The organism is Mycobacterium sp. AZCC_0083 (assembly GCF_014202335.1).
Taxonomy (GTDB): Bacteria; Actinomycetota; Actinomycetes; order Mycobacteriales; family Mycobacteriaceae; genus Mycobacterium.
On sequence record NZ_JACHGP010000009.1, the window covers coordinates 121320 to 138261 of the forward strand.

At 68.3% G+C, this 16942-nt stretch carries 14 protein-coding genes; 2 read left to right on the plus strand and 12 right to left on the minus strand.

All coding sequences use genetic code 11. The annotated features are described in order from the left end of the window. Positions 1–28 precede the first annotated feature (28 nt). The 9 genes from HNP02_RS22740 to mqo form a co-directional block, all read right to left on the minus strand. Complete coding sequence (locus HNP02_RS22740) at positions 29–721, minus strand: VOC family protein (RefSeq protein WP_184442747.1); 693 nt, start codon at positions 719–721, stop codon at positions 29–31. Between the two features lie 16 nt (positions 722–737). After that, complete coding sequence (locus HNP02_RS22745) at positions 738–2243, minus strand: MFS transporter (protein WP_184442748.1); 1506 nt, start codon at positions 2241–2243, stop codon at positions 738–740. An 82-nt stretch (positions 2244–2325) separates the two neighbouring features. Beyond that, positions 2326–3915 carry an MFS transporter gene (locus HNP02_RS22750; RefSeq protein ID WP_184442749.1) on the minus strand — a complete coding sequence of 530 codons (1590 nt, stop codon included), beginning with the start codon at positions 3913–3915 and terminating at the stop codon, positions 2326–2328. A gap of 33 nt (positions 3916–3948) precedes the next feature. Beyond that, positions 3949–5145: a uroporphyrinogen-III C-methyltransferase gene (cobA, locus tag HNP02_RS22755; protein ID WP_184442750.1), complete on the minus strand. Its 1197-nt coding sequence runs from the start codon at positions 5143–5145 to the stop codon at positions 3949–3951. After that, entirely contained in the window at positions 5142–6509 is a 1368-nt protein-coding gene (locus HNP02_RS22760; protein WP_184442751.1) for a cobyrinate a,c-diamide synthase, read from the minus strand. Before HNP02_RS22760 ends, cobA begins: the two co-directional genes overlap by 4 nt. Before the next feature lie 205 nt (positions 6510–6714). Then, positions 6715–7329 carry a cob(I)yrinic acid a,c-diamide adenosyltransferase gene (cobO, locus tag HNP02_RS22765; RefSeq protein ID WP_184442752.1) on the minus strand — a complete coding sequence of 205 codons (615 nt, stop codon included), beginning with the start codon at positions 7327–7329 and terminating at the stop codon, positions 6715–6717. Between the two features lie 22 nt (positions 7330–7351). Further along, positions 7352–9229 carry a magnesium chelatase subunit D family protein gene (locus HNP02_RS22770; RefSeq protein WP_184442753.1) on the minus strand — a complete coding sequence of 626 codons (1878 nt, stop codon included), beginning with the start codon at positions 9227–9229 and terminating at the stop codon, positions 7352–7354. Then, positions 9226–9690 carry a GNAT family N-acetyltransferase gene (locus tag HNP02_RS22775; RefSeq protein WP_184442754.1) on the minus strand — a complete coding sequence of 155 codons (465 nt, stop codon included), beginning with the start codon at positions 9688–9690 and terminating at the stop codon, positions 9226–9228. The genes HNP02_RS22770 and HNP02_RS22775 overlap by 4 nt, the downstream gene beginning before the upstream one ends. Then, on the minus strand, positions 9687–11144 hold the full coding sequence (gene mqo / locus HNP02_RS22780; RefSeq protein WP_375373703.1) for a malate dehydrogenase (quinone): 1458 nt from the start codon (positions 11142–11144) through the stop codon (positions 9687–9689). Before mqo ends, HNP02_RS22775 begins: the two co-directional genes overlap by 4 nt. 220 nt (positions 11145–11364) lie before the next feature. Between mqo and HNP02_RS22785 the strand changes: the two genes are divergently transcribed. Together HNP02_RS22785 and mtr are read left to right on the plus strand one after the other, a co-directional pair. Continuing rightward, on the plus strand, positions 11365–12402 hold the full coding sequence (locus HNP02_RS22785; RefSeq protein WP_184442756.1) for an alpha/beta hydrolase: 1038 nt from the start codon (positions 11365–11367) through the stop codon (positions 12400–12402). Positions 12403–12405: 3 nt separating this feature from the next. Beyond that, entirely contained in the window at positions 12406–13797 is a 1392-nt protein-coding gene (gene mtr / locus HNP02_RS22790) for a mycothione reductase (RefSeq protein WP_184442757.1), read from the plus strand. Here the strand turns inward: mtr and HNP02_RS22795 are convergent. Genes HNP02_RS22795 through HNP02_RS22805 form a run of 3 tightly spaced genes read right to left on the minus strand, consistent with a single transcriptional unit; the run spans position 13794 to position 16878 of the window. Further along, complete coding sequence (locus HNP02_RS22795) at positions 13794–14888, minus strand: HoxN/HupN/NixA family nickel/cobalt transporter (RefSeq protein WP_184442758.1); 1095 nt, start codon at positions 14886–14888, stop codon at positions 13794–13796. The genes mtr and HNP02_RS22795 overlap by 4 nt on opposite strands. A gap of 49 nt (positions 14889–14937) precedes the next feature. After that, positions 14938–15288, minus strand: a complete 351-nt coding sequence (locus HNP02_RS22800) for a helix-turn-helix transcriptional regulator (protein ID WP_184442759.1) — start codon at positions 15286–15288, stop codon at positions 14938–14940. Positions 15289–15342: 54 nt separating this feature from the next. After that, complete coding sequence (locus tag HNP02_RS22805) at positions 15343–16878, minus strand: LCP family protein (RefSeq protein WP_184442760.1); 1536 nt, start codon at positions 16876–16878, stop codon at positions 15343–15345. Positions 16879–16942 lie beyond the last annotated feature (64 nt).

A 16942-nucleotide genomic window follows, 5' to 3' on the forward strand; every position in this document is an offset into this window, starting at 1 on the left:
GATCCCCCGTCGCTTCGCTCGCCCCGGTTCAGTCCCTGGCCTGCCACGTGCAGACACACGCCTCGTTACCTTCGGGATCGGCGAGCACCCAGAACGCGGGCGCCCTGACGTCGCTCAGCAGTGTGCCGCCCGCGGCGATCGCGGCTCGGACCCTGGCCTCCCCATCGTCGTGCGGCACGTCGACGTCGATGTGGATGCGGTTGCGTTGCGGGCGGGGCTCGTCCATCTGCTGAAACCAGATCGCCGGACCGCGCCCCATCGGGTCGATCAACCCCGCAGTCAGGTCGGATGGCCCCACCTCACCGACGTAACCGGTGACCGCCTGCCAGAACGGCCTGACCTTGCCGATGTCCATGGCGTCGATGGCGATCTCGAGTCCCTGCAGCCTGCCCGCCCGGTCACCGCTGCCGGGGCCCGTCGTGAACCCGCGCGACGCCAGTGCCTCGGACACCGCGCAGGCCAGCCGAACCTCGAGCGCGGTGACCAAACCGCCCAGCGGGGGCATCAGCCGTAGCAGGGCGCGCTCGGCCTGGATGTCCACGGTGAGACGGTCCTGGCCGTCGGTGCCCACGCCAGCGGCGGCGATCGTGGCGATCTCTGCGGCCTGCACCAGCGAGGCCACGTCGATCTCGGTGTACACCGCGCCGAGGACGAGGCGCCAGCCGAGCGGGCTGACGGCGTCGGAGACCTGCTGGCGGGTGAGCTGCGAGTGATCGGGCATGGCGGCCACGCTAGCGCTACAGCTCGCCTGCCTCCACCGCTTCGCGGGTGTGCTGCGCCCTGGCGATGTCCTTGGCGGAGAAGCCGATCCAGAATGCGGCAATGCCGACCAGGATCGCGATGCCAGCCACCCAGAGCAGCGAATAGGTGTAGCCGTAGCCGAGTGCGTCGAGTTGGGCGGGCGTCATGTTCTTCACCGCACCGGTGGTGCCGCCGAGGTAGAGGGTGCGCGACGTCTGCACCGCCATGATCACCACCAGGACGAGGGGTCCACCGAGGTTCTGCACCATCAATGTGATGGCCGAAACGGGCCCGATCTCCCGAGGTCCAACCCCGGCAACCGCGCACAGCGGCAGGACCACCGAGATGACTCCGATTCCGAAGCCGCCCACCACGATTGGCAGGAACAAGTCGGGGAAGTACGGGATGTCGCGGGTCAGCGTCGAGCCGAACAACATCGCCGCGAGCACGAACAGTCCGCCGCCGATGATCAGCCAGCGCGGCGCGATCAGCGGCGCCAGTCGGGTGGCCAGCACGTTGCCGACGCCGACGGCCACCGCGAACGGCAGGAAGCAGATCCCGGCCCGCAGCGCGGAGTAGCCGAGGACGTCCTGGGCCAACAGCCCGACCATCACGGTCACCGTCAGCAGCACACCGCCACCGAGGAACCACGCGATGAACGTCGCCACCCGGTTGCGATCGTTGAACACCGAGAACGGCACCAACGGGTTCTCGGCGGTGCGCTCGGCGAACAGGAACGCGATGAGGAAGATCACCGCGGCGACGGCGGCCCCGATCACCCACGGGTCGATCCAGCCGCGGGGCGGTCCCTGGGTGAACACCAGCACCGCCGCCGTGCACCCCAGCGTGGCCAGCAGCGCACCTGTGATGTCGAGTTTGAGCCGTTCGTGGTGCGTCTCGCGGATCCGCATGGCGGCGATCGCGATGATGACGATGCCGATGGGCACGTTGATCAGGAACGCCAACCGCCAGGAGATCACGGTCAGCAGGCCGCCGAGCACCAGGCCGAGCACCGATCCGGTGGCCTGCATCCCCGCCGAGACCGCCATCGCCTGGTTGCGGGCGTGCCCGACGGCATAGGTGGTGGCGATCAGCGCGAGGCCGGTCGGTGCCGACACGGCCGCCCCGACGCCCTGCAGCGCGCGGGCCGCGATCAGCGTGTACTCGTCGGTGGCCAGTCCGCACACCAGCGACGCGATGGTGAACACGCCGACGCCGGACAGGAACGCACGCTTCTGCCCGATCGCGTCGCCGACCCGGCCACCGAGCAGCAGCAGGCCGCCGAACGTCAGCACGTAGGCGGTGATCACCCAGCTCTTGCCTGCATCCGACAGATCGAGGTCGGCCTGCATGCGCGGCAGCGCGACGATGACGATGGTGCCGTCCAGCGTCGACATGAGCTGCATGCCGGTGATCGCGACGATCGCAATCCCGAGCACCGACGACGAAAGTGGCGTGTTGGTGCGCTCCGTCGACCCTGACGAACCCCCCGCGACAGACATGGCTTGCCACCCTACCCAGATCCGAATTCGGCGGGGTTCAGGGGCGCGGCGCGACTAGAGCTCGCGCCTGCCCGACGTCGAGCTAGAGTTCGCCTGCGTCGATCGCGTCCTTGACTTCCTGGGCGTGGGCGACCTGCTCGGCAGTGTAGCCGATGAACAGCGCGACGGCGCCGACGACGACGGCGACGGCCGCCACCCACAGCAGGCCGTAGGTGTAGCCCTGATCGAGGGCGTGCAGTTGCGCGGTGTCCATGTTCTTCACCGGGCCCGTCGTGCCGCCCAGGTAGAGCGTGCGCGAGGTGATGACGGCCTGGATGATGGCCAGCACCACGGGGCCGCCGAGGTTCTGCAGCATCAGCGCGATCGCCGAAACGGGGCCGATCTCGTCGAAGCCGACGCCCGCGATGGCCGACACCATCAGCGGCACCACGATCATGCCGATGCCGAATCCACCGACGGTGATGGGGATGACCAGGTTGGGGAAGTACGGGATGTCGCCGTGCAGCGTCGAGCCGTAGAGCATCGCCGCGAGAACCATCACGCCGCCTGCGATCACCAGCACCCGCGGCGGGAACCGCGATGCCAGCGCCGAGGACAGCCCGAGGCCGATGCCGAGCGCGATGACGAACGGGATGAAGCCGATGCCCGCCTTCAGCGCGCTGTAGCCCATGATGTCCTGCACGTACAGACCGATCAGTACGGTCAGCGTGAACATCACGCCACCGGCGAGGAAGACGGCCGCGAAGGTGGCCACCCGGTTGCGGTCGCGGAACAGGCTGAACGGCACGACGGGGTTGATCGCCGTGCGCTCGACGTAGAGGAAGGCAGCGAAGAACGCCATCGCCGCCAGGCAAGAGCCCAGCGTCAGCGTGGACGTCCAGCCCTTTTCAGGGCCCATCGAGAATCCGAACACCGCCGCCGTGCACGCCAGCGTGGCGAGGACGGCGCCCGTGGCGTCCAGCTTCATCGGCTCGCGATGCGTCTCGCGCAGGGTGGTGCGGGCCAGGTAGATCATCACGATGCCGATCGGCACGTTGACCAGGAAGGCCCACCGCCAGGACACCTCGGTCAGCGCCCCGCCGACGACGAGGCCCATCACCGAGCCGACGCCGGTCATGGCGGCGAAGACGGCCGTCGCGGCGTTGCGCGCAGGCCCCTTGGGGAACGTGGTGGCGATCAGTGCCAGGCCGGTGGGTGACGCGATCGCCGAACCCACGCCCTGGAGCAACCGCGCCAACACCAGGGTGGGCTCGTTCCAGGCGATGCCGCACAGGATCGAGGCGATGGTGAACAGCGCGACGCCGACGATGAAGGTGCGCTTGCGGCCGATGGTGTCGCCGAGGCGGCCACCAAGCAGCATCAGGCCACCGAAGGTCAGCACGTAGGCGGTGATGACCCAGCTGCGGCCGGCGTCGGACAGGTTGAGCTCGTCCTGAATCTTAGGAAGCGCGACGATGGCCACGGTGCTGTCCATGGTGGCCAGCAGCTGCATGCCGCCGATGGCGATGACCGCGGCCAGGAACCGGCGCGACGGCAGCCACTCGGGGTACCAGCCACTTCGCCCGATCGTCGACTGCCCCGCGTGCACGGGCAGCGCACGGTTGCTGGCGCGTTTAGCGTCACTCCGGCCTTCAGTAGCCGCCGCGCGCTCTGCGTCGTTGAGAGCCGTCATGGCGGGTTACCTTACAGTAATCTTAAGAATCCTTTAACTGCCGAAGGCCGCCACGGACCCGATCACGATGATCGCGGGAGGCCTTATGCCCTCCGCGCGGATCTGTTCTGGCGCGTCGGCAAGCGTGGTGCGCAGGGTCCGCTGTGCGGCGGTGGTGCCGTGCTGGACCACCAGGACCGGCGTTTCCGCAGCTCGGCCGCCTTCTTGCAAGACCTTGGCGAACAGCTCGATGCGCTCGACGGCCATCAGCAGCACGATCGTGCCCGACAGCGCCGCCAGGGCATTCCAATTCACTAACGATTCGGGATGGTCGGGCGCAACATGGCCGCTGACCACCACGAACTCGTGTGTGACGCCTCTGTGGGTGACCGGAACGCCGGCCAGCGCGGGCACAGCTATGGCACTTGTCACACCGGGCACCACGGACACCGCAATGCCCGCATCCGCGCACGCGAGCACCTCCTCGTAGCCGCGGGCGAAGACGAACGGATCGCCACCCTTGAGCCGCACCACGAACTTGCCCGCCCTGGCCCGGTCGATCAGTACTTCGTTGATCGCGTCCTGGGCCATCGAGCGGCCATAAGGGATCTTCGAGGCGTCGATCATCTCCACGTGCGGTGCGAGCTCGGCCAGCAGTTCGGGCGGCGCCAGCCGGTCGGCGACCACGACGTCCGCCTGCGCGAGGAGCCTGCGGCCGCGGACCGTGATCAGCTCGGGGTCGCCGGGCCCACCGCCGACGAGGGCTACCGCGCCGCGCAGTCCGTCGGGCACCTCGTCGGTGATGACGCCGCTCTGCAGTGCCTCGCGGATCGCGGTGCGGATGGCAGCGGAACGGCGGTGCTCTCCCCCGGCGAGCACGCCGACCGAAAGGCCGTCGTACTCGAACGACGCGGGCGTGACGGCGGTGCCGTCGCGGGCGGCGTCGGCCCGTACGCAGAAGACGTGGCGGCGTTCGGCCTCGGCGACGACGGCGGCGTTCACTGCCGGGTCGTTGGTGGCCGCGATCGCATACCAGGCGCCGTCGAGATCGCCGTCGCGGTAGTCGCGCAGTTCCAGTGTGATGCCCGCGGTGGCCTCCACCGCCGGACCTGCCGCAGTGGCGATCACGTGCACGTCGGCGCCGTTGGCCAGCAGCAGGGGCAACCGACGCTGGGCGACCGTGCCGCCGCCGACCACGACCACTTTCCGCCCAGTTAGGCGCAGGCCGACGAGGTAGGCGTTCTCGGTCACTGGGCGAGCTTAGAGGCTGCCGCCGCGGCGACGAAGCGGGTCGCCGCGGCTGGATGTGCGGCGGCGTGGGTGTGCAGATAGCCGGCATGCACCCCTGAGTGCACGGCGCCGTCTGCCACGACGTCCGAGGGACGCCTGCCGAACCGCCACGCCGGCTCGTAGTCGTGCCCGAATGTCACGGCGGTGCGATGGAATTCGTGGCCGACGATCCGCGTGCCCGCGGCGTGCAGCGTGGAGTCGGCCGTCGCGACGGCGTCGCGGTACCCCAGCGTCAGCCGCTCGGTGAACCGGGCCGAGCCGGACAGCACGCCACACATCGGGATGCCGTCGAGGTCGTCGACGAGATAGGTCAGTCCGGCGCACTCGGCGTGGATCGGCGCCCCCGATGCCGCGAGCTGCCGAACCTGCTGGCGTGCAACGTCGTTGGCGGATAGCTCGGCGGTGAACTGCTCGGGGAAGCCGCCTGGCAGCACCAGCGCCGCGGTGTGCGGGGGTAGCGCCTCGGTCAGCGGATCGAACTCGACGACGGCGGCTCCAGCGGCGCGCAGCAGTTCGGCGTGCTCGGGGTAGCCGAAGCTGAAGGCCTTGCCTGCGGCCAGCGCCACGACGACGTCATCGGCGGCATGCTCGGCGACGGCGGGATTCCATGCGGCGTCGGCGACGCGGGAGCCGGCTGCGTCCACGACCGCGGCGAGGTCGACGTGACGGGCGACCAACTCGGTCATCGCCGCGACGGCCTCTTGCGCGAGCCTGCCGTGCTCTACCGCCGTCACCAGGCCGAGATGCCGTGAAGGAATGGATAATTCGTCGGCCCTCGGGATCGCCCCGAGCACGGGTACACCCGTCTGTTCGCAGGCCTGCCGCAGCACCTGCTCGTGGCGTGGCGTGCCGACCCGGTTGAGGATCACGCCCGCGATCCGGACCGAGTGGTCGAACGTCGCGAAGCCGTGCAACAGCGCGGCCACGCTGTGACTCTGGCCCCTGGCGTCGACGACGAGCACGACCGGCGCACCGAGCAGGCCCGCGACGTGCGCGGTGGAGCCTTGGGCCGGGCCGACGGACTGTTCCGAGATCCGGCCGTCGAACAGTCCCATCACGCCCTCGACGACGGCGATGTCCGCCCCGAGGGTGCCGTGCTGGAAGAGCGGCCCGATCAGAGGCTCCCCGACCAGCACCGGGTCGAGGTTGCGACCAGGCAGTCCGGTGGCCAGCGCATGGTAGCCGGGATCGATGAAGTCGGGGCCGACCTTGAACGGTGCGACGCGGTGTCCGGCCCGGCGCAGGGCGCCCATCAGCCCGGTGGCCACCGTGGTCTTGCCGCTGCCCGACGCGGGTGCGGCGATCACGACCGCAGGCGTACTCACGTCACTCCCCACTCCCCGCGACCCCACTCCCCGCGACCCCACTCCCCGCGAGCGTGCGTGTCTGTTGCCCGACACGCCGCAAAATGGGAGCACTTTGCGCGCGCTCGATCGCGACGAACGCGCGCACGATCGCAACGAGCGCGCGCAGATGTTGGAAAGTATCCGGCGTGTCGCCCGCAGACACGCGCGCTCGCGGAAGGGGTGCTCACCACTCGATGCCGCGCTGACCCTTGCGGCCGCTGTCCATCGGGTGCTTGACCTTGGTCATCTCGGTCACCAGGTCGGCGGCATCGAGAAGTGCAGGCGGCGCATCCCTGCCGGTGATCACGACGTGCTGATGGCCGGGGCGCGAAACGAGGGTCGCGACCACGTCGTCGACGTCGACCCAGCCCCACTTCAGCGGATAGGTGAACTCGTCGAGCACGTAGAAGTCGTGGCGATCCTCGGCCAGCCTGCGGGAGATCTCGGCCCAACCGTCGGCGGCCGCGGCGGCGTGGTCGTCGTCGCTGCCGGGCTTGCGTGACCACGACCAGCCCGCGCCCATCTTGTGCCATTCCACTGGCCCGCCGATGCCCTGCTCGTCGTGCAGGCGGCCGAGTTCGCGAAAGGCCGCCTCCTCGCCCACCTTCCACTTGGCGCTCTTGACGAACTGGAACACCGCAATGTCGAAGCCCTGGTTCCAGGCGCGCAACGCCATCCCGAACGCCGCGGTGGACTTGCCCTTGCCGGGCCCGGTGTGCACCGCGAGCAGGGGGGCGTTGCGCCGGGCTCTGGTGGTCAGCCCGTCGTCGGGTACGGTGAGCGGTTGGCCCTGTGGCATCGAATCTCTCCCTGCCAGTAGATCAAGCGGCGCCGAGCTCGGCCCCGGACTTCACCAAGCGGGTCAAGGCATCCGCCCGGAGCTCGGAGAGCCGGACCGCGGGCGCGCCAAGGTGGTTGGCCAGGTCCTCGGCCAAACCCAGTCTCACATAGGACGTCTCGCAGTCCACCACGACCGCGGCGGCGCCCTCGGCCCGCAGCAGTCTGGCTGCGCTCCTGGTGCGACCCAGCGGGTCGGGACCACCGGTGGCACGGCCATCGGTGAGCACCACCACCAGGCTGCGGCGCGCGCGATCGCGAGCTCGTTCGCGCAACACCACGTCCCGCGCCGCCAGCAGACCCTGCGCCAGCGGGGTCTTGCCACCAGTGTCGAACCGCGCCAGCCTGCGGCTTGCGATGTGCACCGACGACGTTGGCGGCAACACCAGGTCTGCCTGCTGTCCGCGGAAGGTGATGACGGCGACCTTGTCGCGGCGCTGATACGCGTCGCGCAGCAGCGACAGCGTGGCCCCGCCGACGGCCGCCATCCTGTCGCGTGCGGCCATCGATCCGGAGGCGTCGACGACGAAGATCACCAGATTGCCTTCGCGCCCTTCGCGAATCGCGCGGCGCACGTCGTCGGGTACCACCGAGACCCGACCGGGCCGCTCTTGGTGGCGCGCGGCGGCGAGCAGGGTGCCGAACAGGTGCACGCCGTGTCCGGCGTCGGGATCGTCGGTTGCCGACACCGTTGTCCCCGTCCGGTTCCTGGCCCGCGAGCGACGGCCAGGTGCGCCCTCGCCGACCCCGGGCACCACCAGCGCCTTGGTCCGGAAGGCCGCCGCAGCCGGTGCGTTCGGCCGCGAACCGCCCGAGTGCGAACCGCCCTGGGGTGCAGCCTGATCCGGTGCTTCACCGGAGTGCCCACCGCCGCCGGGCGGATCGGGCTCCGGGTCGTGCTCGGCTTCGGGTTCGGGCGGCGGGTCACCGGCTTGGGCGAGCGCCTCGTTGAGCTGTTCGGGGTCCAGCCCCGGATCGTCGAAGGGGTCGCGACGACGCCGGTGCGGCAGGGCAAGTTCGGCCGCGACGCGAATGTCGTCGGCCACCACGGTTGGCGCGCTCTCCCCCGCATCGGCTGCGCGTAAGGCCGCGTGCGCCACCGCCGTCCTGGCCACCACCAGGTCGGCACGCATGCCGTCCACGTCGAACGCCGCGCACAGCGACGCGATGCGCCGCAACTCCCCATCCGGCAACACCACGTCGGCGACGGCCGCGCGGGCGGCAGCGATCCGGCGCGACAGATCCGCGTCGTCGTCGGCGTAGCGCGCGGCAAACCCCTCGGGGTCGGCCTCGAACGCCATGCGCCTGCGGATCACCTCGACCCGCACGTCGACGTCGCGGGACGCGGACACATCGACCGTCAACCCGAATCGGTCGAGCAACTGCGGACGCAGTTCGCCCTCTTCGGGATTCATGGTGCCGATCAACACGAACCGGGCCTCGTGGCTGTGCGAGACGCCGTCGCGTTCCACGTGCACCCGGCCCATCGCGGCCGCGTCGAGCAGCACGTCGACGAGGTGATCGTGCAGGAGGTTGACCTCGTCGACGTAGAGCACGCCGCCATGCGCGCGGGCCAGCAGGCCTGGTGAGAATGCGTGCTCGCCGTCGCGCAGCACCTTCTGCAGGTCTAGTGACCCGACCACGCGGTCTTCGGTTGCGCCGATGGGCAATTCGACGAGGCGGGCATCAGCGTCGACAGCGGACAGCACCGTCGCAAGACCGCGCACGGCCGTCGACTTCGCGGTGCCCTTCTCGCCGCGGATCAGCACGCCGCCGATCTCGGGCCGTACCGCGCACAGCACCAGCGCGAGGCGCAGCTGATCCTGTCCGACGAGTGCGCTGAACGGGTAGGAGGCCGTCACGGGTTGCCGTGAATTCCGGCGCGCACCATCGGGACGTGCGGAATTCCGTCGTCGAGGAACTCCTCGCCGGAACGGACGAACCCGTTCTTGGAGTACATCTCCTCCAGGTAGGTCTGCGCGTTGATGTGGCACGGGTAGTCACCGACCTCGGCCAGCGCGGCCTGCATCAGTCGGTTGGTGTGGCCGTGGCCGCGGTAGTTGCGCTTGGTGCACACCCTGCCGATCCGGAACGCCTTCTCCCCACCGGGATGTTCCTCCATCAGCCGCAGCGTCGCGATGACTCCTCCATCGGGATTCTCCAGCCAGAAGTGGCGGGTTTCGGCGAGCAGATCGCGTCCGTCGAGCTCCGGATATGGCGTGGCTTGCTCGACGACGAAAACCTCGACGCGCAGCTTGAGCAGTTCGTACAGCGTGGCAGCGTCGAGATCCTTGGCCCAGCTCCGCCTCGGAGCGACCATCACGAAGTCACGGCGGGCACTTCATTGGCCTGCCGGTCGAGCTTGAGCGCCTTGGTGCCCCAGTCCCATACCTCCGCGAACAGCTTTGGCTCGTTGGACAACTCGGTGCCAAGCGACGGCACCATCTCCTTGAGCTTGGGCTGCCAGCCCTCGAACCGGTCGGGGAAGCAGCGCTCGAGCACGTCCAGCATCGCGGGCACCGCGGTGGATGCGCCGGGCGATGCACCGAGCAGGCCGGCCAGGCTGCCGTCGGCGGCCGCGATCACCGTGGTGCCGAACTCCAGCACACCACCGGCACCCTTGCGCCGGATCACCTGCACCCGCTGACCCGCGACGTCCAGTTCCCAGTCGGAATCGACGGCGCCCGGCGCGAATTCACGCAGCGCGTCCACCCTGTCGGCCTCACTGAGGCGCAGCTGGCCGACGAGATAGTTCACCAGGCTCATCTCGGTGAGCCCGACGCCGAGCATCGAAGCCAGGTTGTTTGGCTTCACCGAGAACGGCAGATCGGTGATCTTGCCCTGCTTGAGGAACTTCGGCGACCAGCCCGCGAACGGGCCGAACAACAGCCAGGACTTGCCGTTGATGACGCGGGTGTCCAAGTGCGGCATGGACATCGGCGGCGCGCCCATCGGCGGCTGACCGTACACCTTGGCCTGATGTGCGGCCGCCAGTGTCGGGTCGCCGGTGCGGAGGAACTCGCCGCCGACCGGGAAGCCGCCGAAACCCTTGGCTTCCTTGATGCCGGACTTCTGCAGCAGTGGCAGGGCGCCGCCACCGGCACCCACGAAGACGAACTTCGCGTCGATCTTGCGCTTCGCACCGGTGCGACGGTTGGTCACCTTCAGCGTCCAGCGGCCGTCGGACCCCTGACTCAGGTTCTCCACCTCGTGTCCGAACAGCGTCGTCGTACCGCGCTGGGCGCCGTAGCCGATGAGTTGGCGTGACAGCGAACCGAAGTCGACGTCGGTGCCGTCAGTGGTCCAGTTGAGTGCGACGGGCTCGGAGAAGTTGCGCTTGGCGGCCATCAGCGGCAGCCGGCGGGCGAACTCGTCTTCGTCGTCGATGTACTCCATGGACGCGAACAGCGGGTTCTTGACCAGCGTCTCGCGCCGGCGCTTGAGGTAGTCCAGGTGCTCGGCGCCGTGCACGAAGGACACGTGTGGGATCGCGTTGAGGAAGCTGCGCACGTCGGGCAGCACGCCGTTCTCCACGGCGTGCGCCCAGAACTGGCGGGAGACTTGGAACTGCTCGTTGACGTGAACCGCTTTGGTGATCTCGATGGTGCCGTCGGACCGCTGTGGGGTGTAGTTCAACTCACACAGGGCCGAGTGTCCGGTGCCCGCGTTGTTCCACGGGTCGCTGCTCTCGGCGGCGGCGCCGTCGAGGCGCTCGATCAGCGTGATCGACCAGTCGGGCTCGAGCATGCGCAGCAGGGCACCGAGCGTCGCGCTCATGATGCCAGCGCCCACCAGCACGACGTCCGTCGTCGTCGTGTTGGATTTCGTAGTCTTGGATCCGTTGGGCTCAGACACCTGTTCGTTGATCCTTCGCAATCGCACGTCCGCTTGATGCGGCCTACCTACTAGTAGGTTATCCCGCCGCTCCCAGCTCCAACCCGCCAACCGGCCTCCGCTGACGTCCGTTGCATCACAGTGCGCGGTTAAGGTAGCTGTCGTGAGTTCGTCGGCGTCCGGATGGGAGCCCGACGTGCTGCCCGGGTACTGGCGGCAGACCATTCCTCTCGGCCCGGATCCCGACGGGGAGGGCGAGCTGGTGGCCACGCTCGTCCGGCGCGGGGACGCCGCCGGCGCGCAGCACGCCGTGCTCGCGCTGCACGGATATACCGACTACTTCTTCAACGCCGAGCTGGCCGACCACTTCGCCGCCCGCGGCTTCGCGTTCTACGCCCTTGACCTGCACAAGTGTGGGCGATCGTGGCAACCCGGCCAGACGCCACACTTCACCACCAATCTGGCCAGCTACGACGCGGAACTGGACCGCGCGCTGGAGATCGTCGCGGCCGACACCGACGGGGCAACGGTGTGTCTGTTCGGCCACTCCGCCGGCGGGCTCATCGTCACCCTGTGGCTGGACCGGCTGCGCCGCCGCGGTGAGGCCGGCATGCGCAACGTCGCTGCGCTGATCCTCAACAGCCCATTCTTCGACCTGCAAGGCCCTGCCGTCCTGCGCACCCCGCCAACGGCGGCAGCGCTGGTGGCCCTCGCCCGGCTGCGCAAGATGCACGTCGTCCGCAAGCCGACACCCGGCGGTTACGGCAGCAGCCTGCACCGCGACTACTCCGGTGAGTTCGATTACAACCTGGACTGGAAGCCGCTCGGCGGGTTCCCTGTGACGTTCGGCTGGATCAACGCGATCCGAAGGGGGCAGGCGCGGCTGCACCGCGGGCTCGACGTCGGTGTGCCCAACCTGATCCTGCGGTCGGACCACAGTGTCAACGAGGCACCCGATCCCGAGCTGATCCAGAAGGGCGATGCCGTGCTCGACGTCGCTCAGATCGCCCGATGGTCGGGGTGCGTCGGCAACCACACCACCGTCGCCCCGATCACCGACGCCAAGCACGACGTGTTCCTGTCGCTGGGGGGTCCCCGCGCGGCGGCCTACCGCGAGTTGGACGGTTGGCTGGATCGACACCTGGGGACCCAAACCCACGACGGCACTCTGCCAAGCACGACACGATCGGAACAGGGCTGAAACTTGGAGCACTACGACCTGACCATCATCGGAACCGGTTCGGGCAACAGCATTCCCGACCCCTCCGTCGATCCCAGGTACCAATCGATGCGCGTCGCGATCTGTGAGGAGGGCACGTTCGGCGGCACCTGCCTCAACGTCGGCTGCATTCCCACCAAGATGTTCGTCTACGCCGCAGAGGTCGCCGAGACCATAAGGAACAGTTCGCGTTACGGCGTCGACTCGAGCATCGAGAAGGTGCGCTGGCCTGACATCGTGTCGCGGGTGTTCGGCCGCATCGACCCGATCGCGGCAGGCGGCGAGACGTACAAGCGGTCGCTGCCCAACATTTCCGTGTACGCCAGCCACACCCGGTTCGGTCCCACCCAGCCCGACGGCCGCTACACGTTGCGCACCGAGGCGGGCGACGAGTTCACCTCCGATCAAGTGGTGATCGCCGCCGGTTCGCGCGTCAACATTCCCCCGGCGATCACCGACTGCGGCGTCCGCTACGAGACCAGCGACACGATCATGCGAATCCCGGCGCTGCCAGACCATCTGGTGATCGTCGGCGGCGGTTTCGTTGCCGCGGAGTTCGCGCACGTCTTCTCGGCCCTCGGCGTGCACGTCACCATCGTGGTGCGCGGTGACGGGCTGCTCACCCACTGTGACGATTCGATCTGCCACCCCTTCACCGAGTTGGCATCGCAGAAGTGGGATGTCCGCACGCACGAGAACGTCATCGGCTCCCATCACGACGGTGACCGGATCGTGCTCGAACTCGACGACGGGAAGACCCTCGGCGCCGACATGCTCCTGGTCGCGACGGGGCGCATTCCGAACGGCGACCGGCTCGACGCCGAACTGGCGGGTGTCCAGGTGGAAGACGGCATGGTGGTGGTCGACGAGTACCAGCGCACCACCGCCCGCGGCATCTACGCGCTCGGCGACGTGTCGTCGGCGTATCAGCTCAAGCACGTCGCCAACCACGAGATGCGCGTCGTGCGCCACAACCTGCTCAGGGACTGGGACGACACCGCCGCGATGACCAAGAGCGACCATCGGTACGTCCCGTCGGCGGTGTTCACCGACCCGCAGATCGCGACGGTCGGGCTCACCGAGGAGGAGGCAAGGGATGCCGGCCACGACATCGTGGTCAAGGTGCAACGCTACGGCGACACCGCCTACGGATGGGCGATGGAGGACGAGCACGGCATCGTCAAGCTGATCGGCGACCGCGCCACCGGCAAGATCCTCGGCGCCCACCTGATGGGCTATCAGTCGTCATCGCTCATCCAACCGATCATTCAGGCGATGAGCCTCGGTCAGACCGCGAAAGAGGTTGCCAGCGGCCAGTACTGGATCCACCCTGCGCTCTCCGAGGTCATCGAGAACGCCCTGCTCGGCCTGACCTAGCCGTAGCGCTCCTCGACCCGCCCGAAGCGCCACACGGCGAGGGCGACCAGCCAGACCACGACGAACATCCCGACGATGATGAAGCCGACGGACTCGAGGTTGGCCGACGCGATGAACGCCAGCGGGCCCGACTCGATGCCGAGCCGGTCGACCAGCAGACCGGTCAGCACGATGACGCCGATGATCAGGGCGACGATCACCGACAGCACCGTGATGGTGAGGTTGTAGTACACCTTGCGGATCGGCTTGAGGAATGCCCAGCCGTAGGCCCGTGCCATGAAGATGCCGTCGAGCGCGTCGAACAAGCTCATCCCCGCGGCGAACAGGACGGGCAGAACGAGGATGGCGTACCAGGGCAGCGTGAATGCGGCCGTCCCCGCCGCCAGCACCAGCAGCGCCACCTGGGTCGCGGTGTCGAAGCCAAGGCCCATCAGCAACCCGACCGGGTAGAGGTGCCACGGCTTGCTCACCCGGCGCATGACGCGCCCGAGCAGCCGTGCCAGGAAGCCGCGGCTGTTGAGTTGGCGTTCGAGTTCGGCCTCGTCGAACTCGCCGCTGCGCATGTTGCGGAACACCTTGGCGATGCCGACCACGGCGAACAGGTTGGTCAGCCCGATCAGGATGAGGAAGGTGCCTGCCACCACCGAACCGATCAGCCCGAGGGTCTGCAGCATCGGCGAACCCTCGTCCTGCACGGGGCCGACGAGCGCCCGCACGCCCAAGGCGAGCAGGAACGCCAGCCCGAATACGACGCTGGAGTGCCCAAGCGAGAACCAGAACCCTGCGGACAGCGAGCGCGTCCCCTCCCCGACCAGCTTCCGCGTGGTGTTGTCGATCACCGCGATGTGGTCGGCGTCGAAGGCGTGGCGCACGCCGAGCAGGTAGGCGGTCACACCGAGTCCGACGCCGAAGACGCCTGCCGACCCGAGCGTGATGTGCTGTGGCGCGACGCCGAGAATGAGGACTCCCCAACCGAACACGTGCAGGAACAGCACGACGCCGCCGATCCCCGCGATCGACGTCCAGTCGGTCCTGTCGAGTCGGGTCGCCACGTTGGTTTCTGGTTGCGTGGCGATGGATCCGACAGTCATTCTCCGACCCTATGCCCGGAACCGATCGTCTGTCTAGCTGTTCAGATGATCAGGAATGACGGGCGCCGATCCAGTGCAGCAGATCGTGCACGATCTCGTCCTCGAGACGGTAACTGACGGCGCGACCCACCCTAGTGCTGGTCACCCAGCCCTGTTGACGCAGCACCCGAAGCGCTTGGGAGGTGGCGTTTTCCGACCGGCCGACGGCGGCGGCCAGATCACTGACGCAGATTCCGGGCGCCCGGTGCAGGCTCAGCAGGATCTCCAGCCGGTTGGGATCGGACAGCAGATCGAAGCGCTGCGTCCAGCCCGTGGTGTCGACGTCGGCAAGTGCCGACGACGCGCGTTCGATCTGTGCCGTCGCGGCGCCATGCGCCGGGGCCTGGTCACGGGGCTCCACACCTGCAATTTAGTCCAGAAAGCCGGGCAACAGAGCGCTCGACGCTCAGATGTCTTAGTCGACGCAGGGGATTTGTCTGCTGTTGATGGGCTGCCCCTGGTCGGGGACGCCGTCCACGGCTGTGTCACCTGCGGCGGGCGAGGGCATCGAATCCAGCAAGGTGGCCGGAGGCGCGTAGCCCGCGCCGAGCACGATCCGGACGTGCCCGGTCGGCACCGTGGCGTCGGCCTGCGGTTCGGTGTCCAGTCCGAGCAGGGTTCCGAGTTCACGTCCGACGGAGTCGGCACCGGCTCCCACGCCGACGGAGTCGGCACCGGCTCCGACGTCGACCGCGGTGCCGGTGGGTTCGCCGGAAGACGCGTTGCGGACCTCCCCGGCACCGTAGCCGCGAGCGTGCAGCGCCTCCGACACCGTGGCGGCCAGGCCCGGGGTGCCGCCGGCGTTGATCACGTCGACGACAGTCGTCGACCTCGGCGTGTTGTCGGGCACGTTGCCTTCGAAGGCGGACGTTACCTGCGCCTTGATCGCTGCGGCGTCGATGATGTTGACGTCCTGACCGTCCACGTTGTCGTAGCGCAGCACCGGCAGCGTCTGAAATTCGACACCACGCCCGGCGAGTTCGGCGATGCGGCGGAACTGATCATCACCCCATCCGGTGGATACGACGACGTCCTTGTCCGCGACCGCAATCAGGCTCTTCAACTTGCTGAAATCGGCGAGCCCTCCGCTGTCCTGGAGCTGGCGCATCACCGATATCAGGAACGCCTGCTGACGATGGGTGCGGTCGAGGTCGCCGTTGTCGAGGCCGTGGCGCTGGCGGACGAATTCCACGGCTTGCTCGGCATCCAACGTTTGGTTGCCCGCCGGAAAGTTGGCGCCGGAGTAGTCGTCGGAAACCGCCGAGTTGAGGCATACCTGAACCCCACCCAAACTTGCCGCCAGATCGTAGAAGCCAGCCAGGTTGATTTCGGCGAAGTAATCGATCGGCACTCCGGTGAGGTTCTGCACCACCTTGAGGGTCGCCGCCCGGCCTGCTTCGCGGCCCTTGCTCTCCAGTGTTTTCTGATCGGCGACACCCTCGTCGGCGAGGTTTTGCTCGGTATCGGCTTTGGTCAGCCCATACGCTTCCTTGATCTTGATGTGGGTGTAACCCGGCACGATGCCGTCTACGGCCACGTAGTCGTCGCGGGGAATCGAAAACGCCGTCACCTGGTCGTCGGCGGCAATGTGAACCAGGATCAGAGTGTTGGTGTTGTACCCGCCGGCATCGGAGTCACCGGCATGCAGCTTGTTCAGTAGGTCCTCTGGCAGATCGTTGCCGTTCTGGTCCTTGCGCGAGTCCAAGCCCATGAGAAGGACATTCATCGCGCCCTTGCCAGATCGGGGAGCGTCAGCCCCCAAGGCGTCCAACGCTCGCGACACGGTGATGCCGTCGGTCACACGGTGCACACCCCACCAACCCACCCCTGTCACCGCCACGACCGCAACCGACGCCAGCGCGAACCCAGCGCGCCCCCACGCCCGCGCCGACCTGCCCGCACCAACGGGCGCACGGTGCCGCGGCTCTCCTTCACCTCGCACGACGGTCATCTACCGACGGATTCTGGCAGCGTCGACTGGACACTTCCTGCCAGGTTCCATCGAATTGCGATGT

Coding starts and splice junctions, on each gene's coding strand:
- HNP02_RS22740 (WP_184442747.1), bottom strand. CDS start 721: ATGCCCGATCACTCGCAGCTCACCCGCCAGCAGGTCTCCGACGCCGTC.
- cobO (WP_184442752.1), bottom strand. CDS start 7,329: ATGCCACAGGGCCAACCGCTCACCGTACCCGACGACGGGCTGACCACC.
- HNP02_RS22805 (WP_184442760.1), bottom strand. CDS start 16,878: ATGACCGTCGTGCGAGGTGAAGGAGAGCCGCGGCACCGTGCGCCCGTT.
- HNP02_RS22750 (WP_184442749.1), bottom strand. CDS start 3,915: ATGACGGCTCTCAACGACGCAGAGCGCGCGGCGGCTACTGAAGGCCGG.
- mqo (WP_375373703.1), bottom strand. CDS start 11,144: ATGAGCGCGACGCTCGGTGCCCTGCTGCGCATGCTCGAGCCCGACTGG.
- HNP02_RS22745 (WP_184442748.1), bottom strand. CDS start 2,243: ATGTCTGTCGCGGGGGGTTCGTCAGGGTCGACGGAGCGCACCAACACG.
- HNP02_RS22795 (WP_184442758.1), bottom strand. CDS start 14,888: ATGACTGTCGGATCCATCGCCACGCAACCAGAAACCAACGTGGCGACC.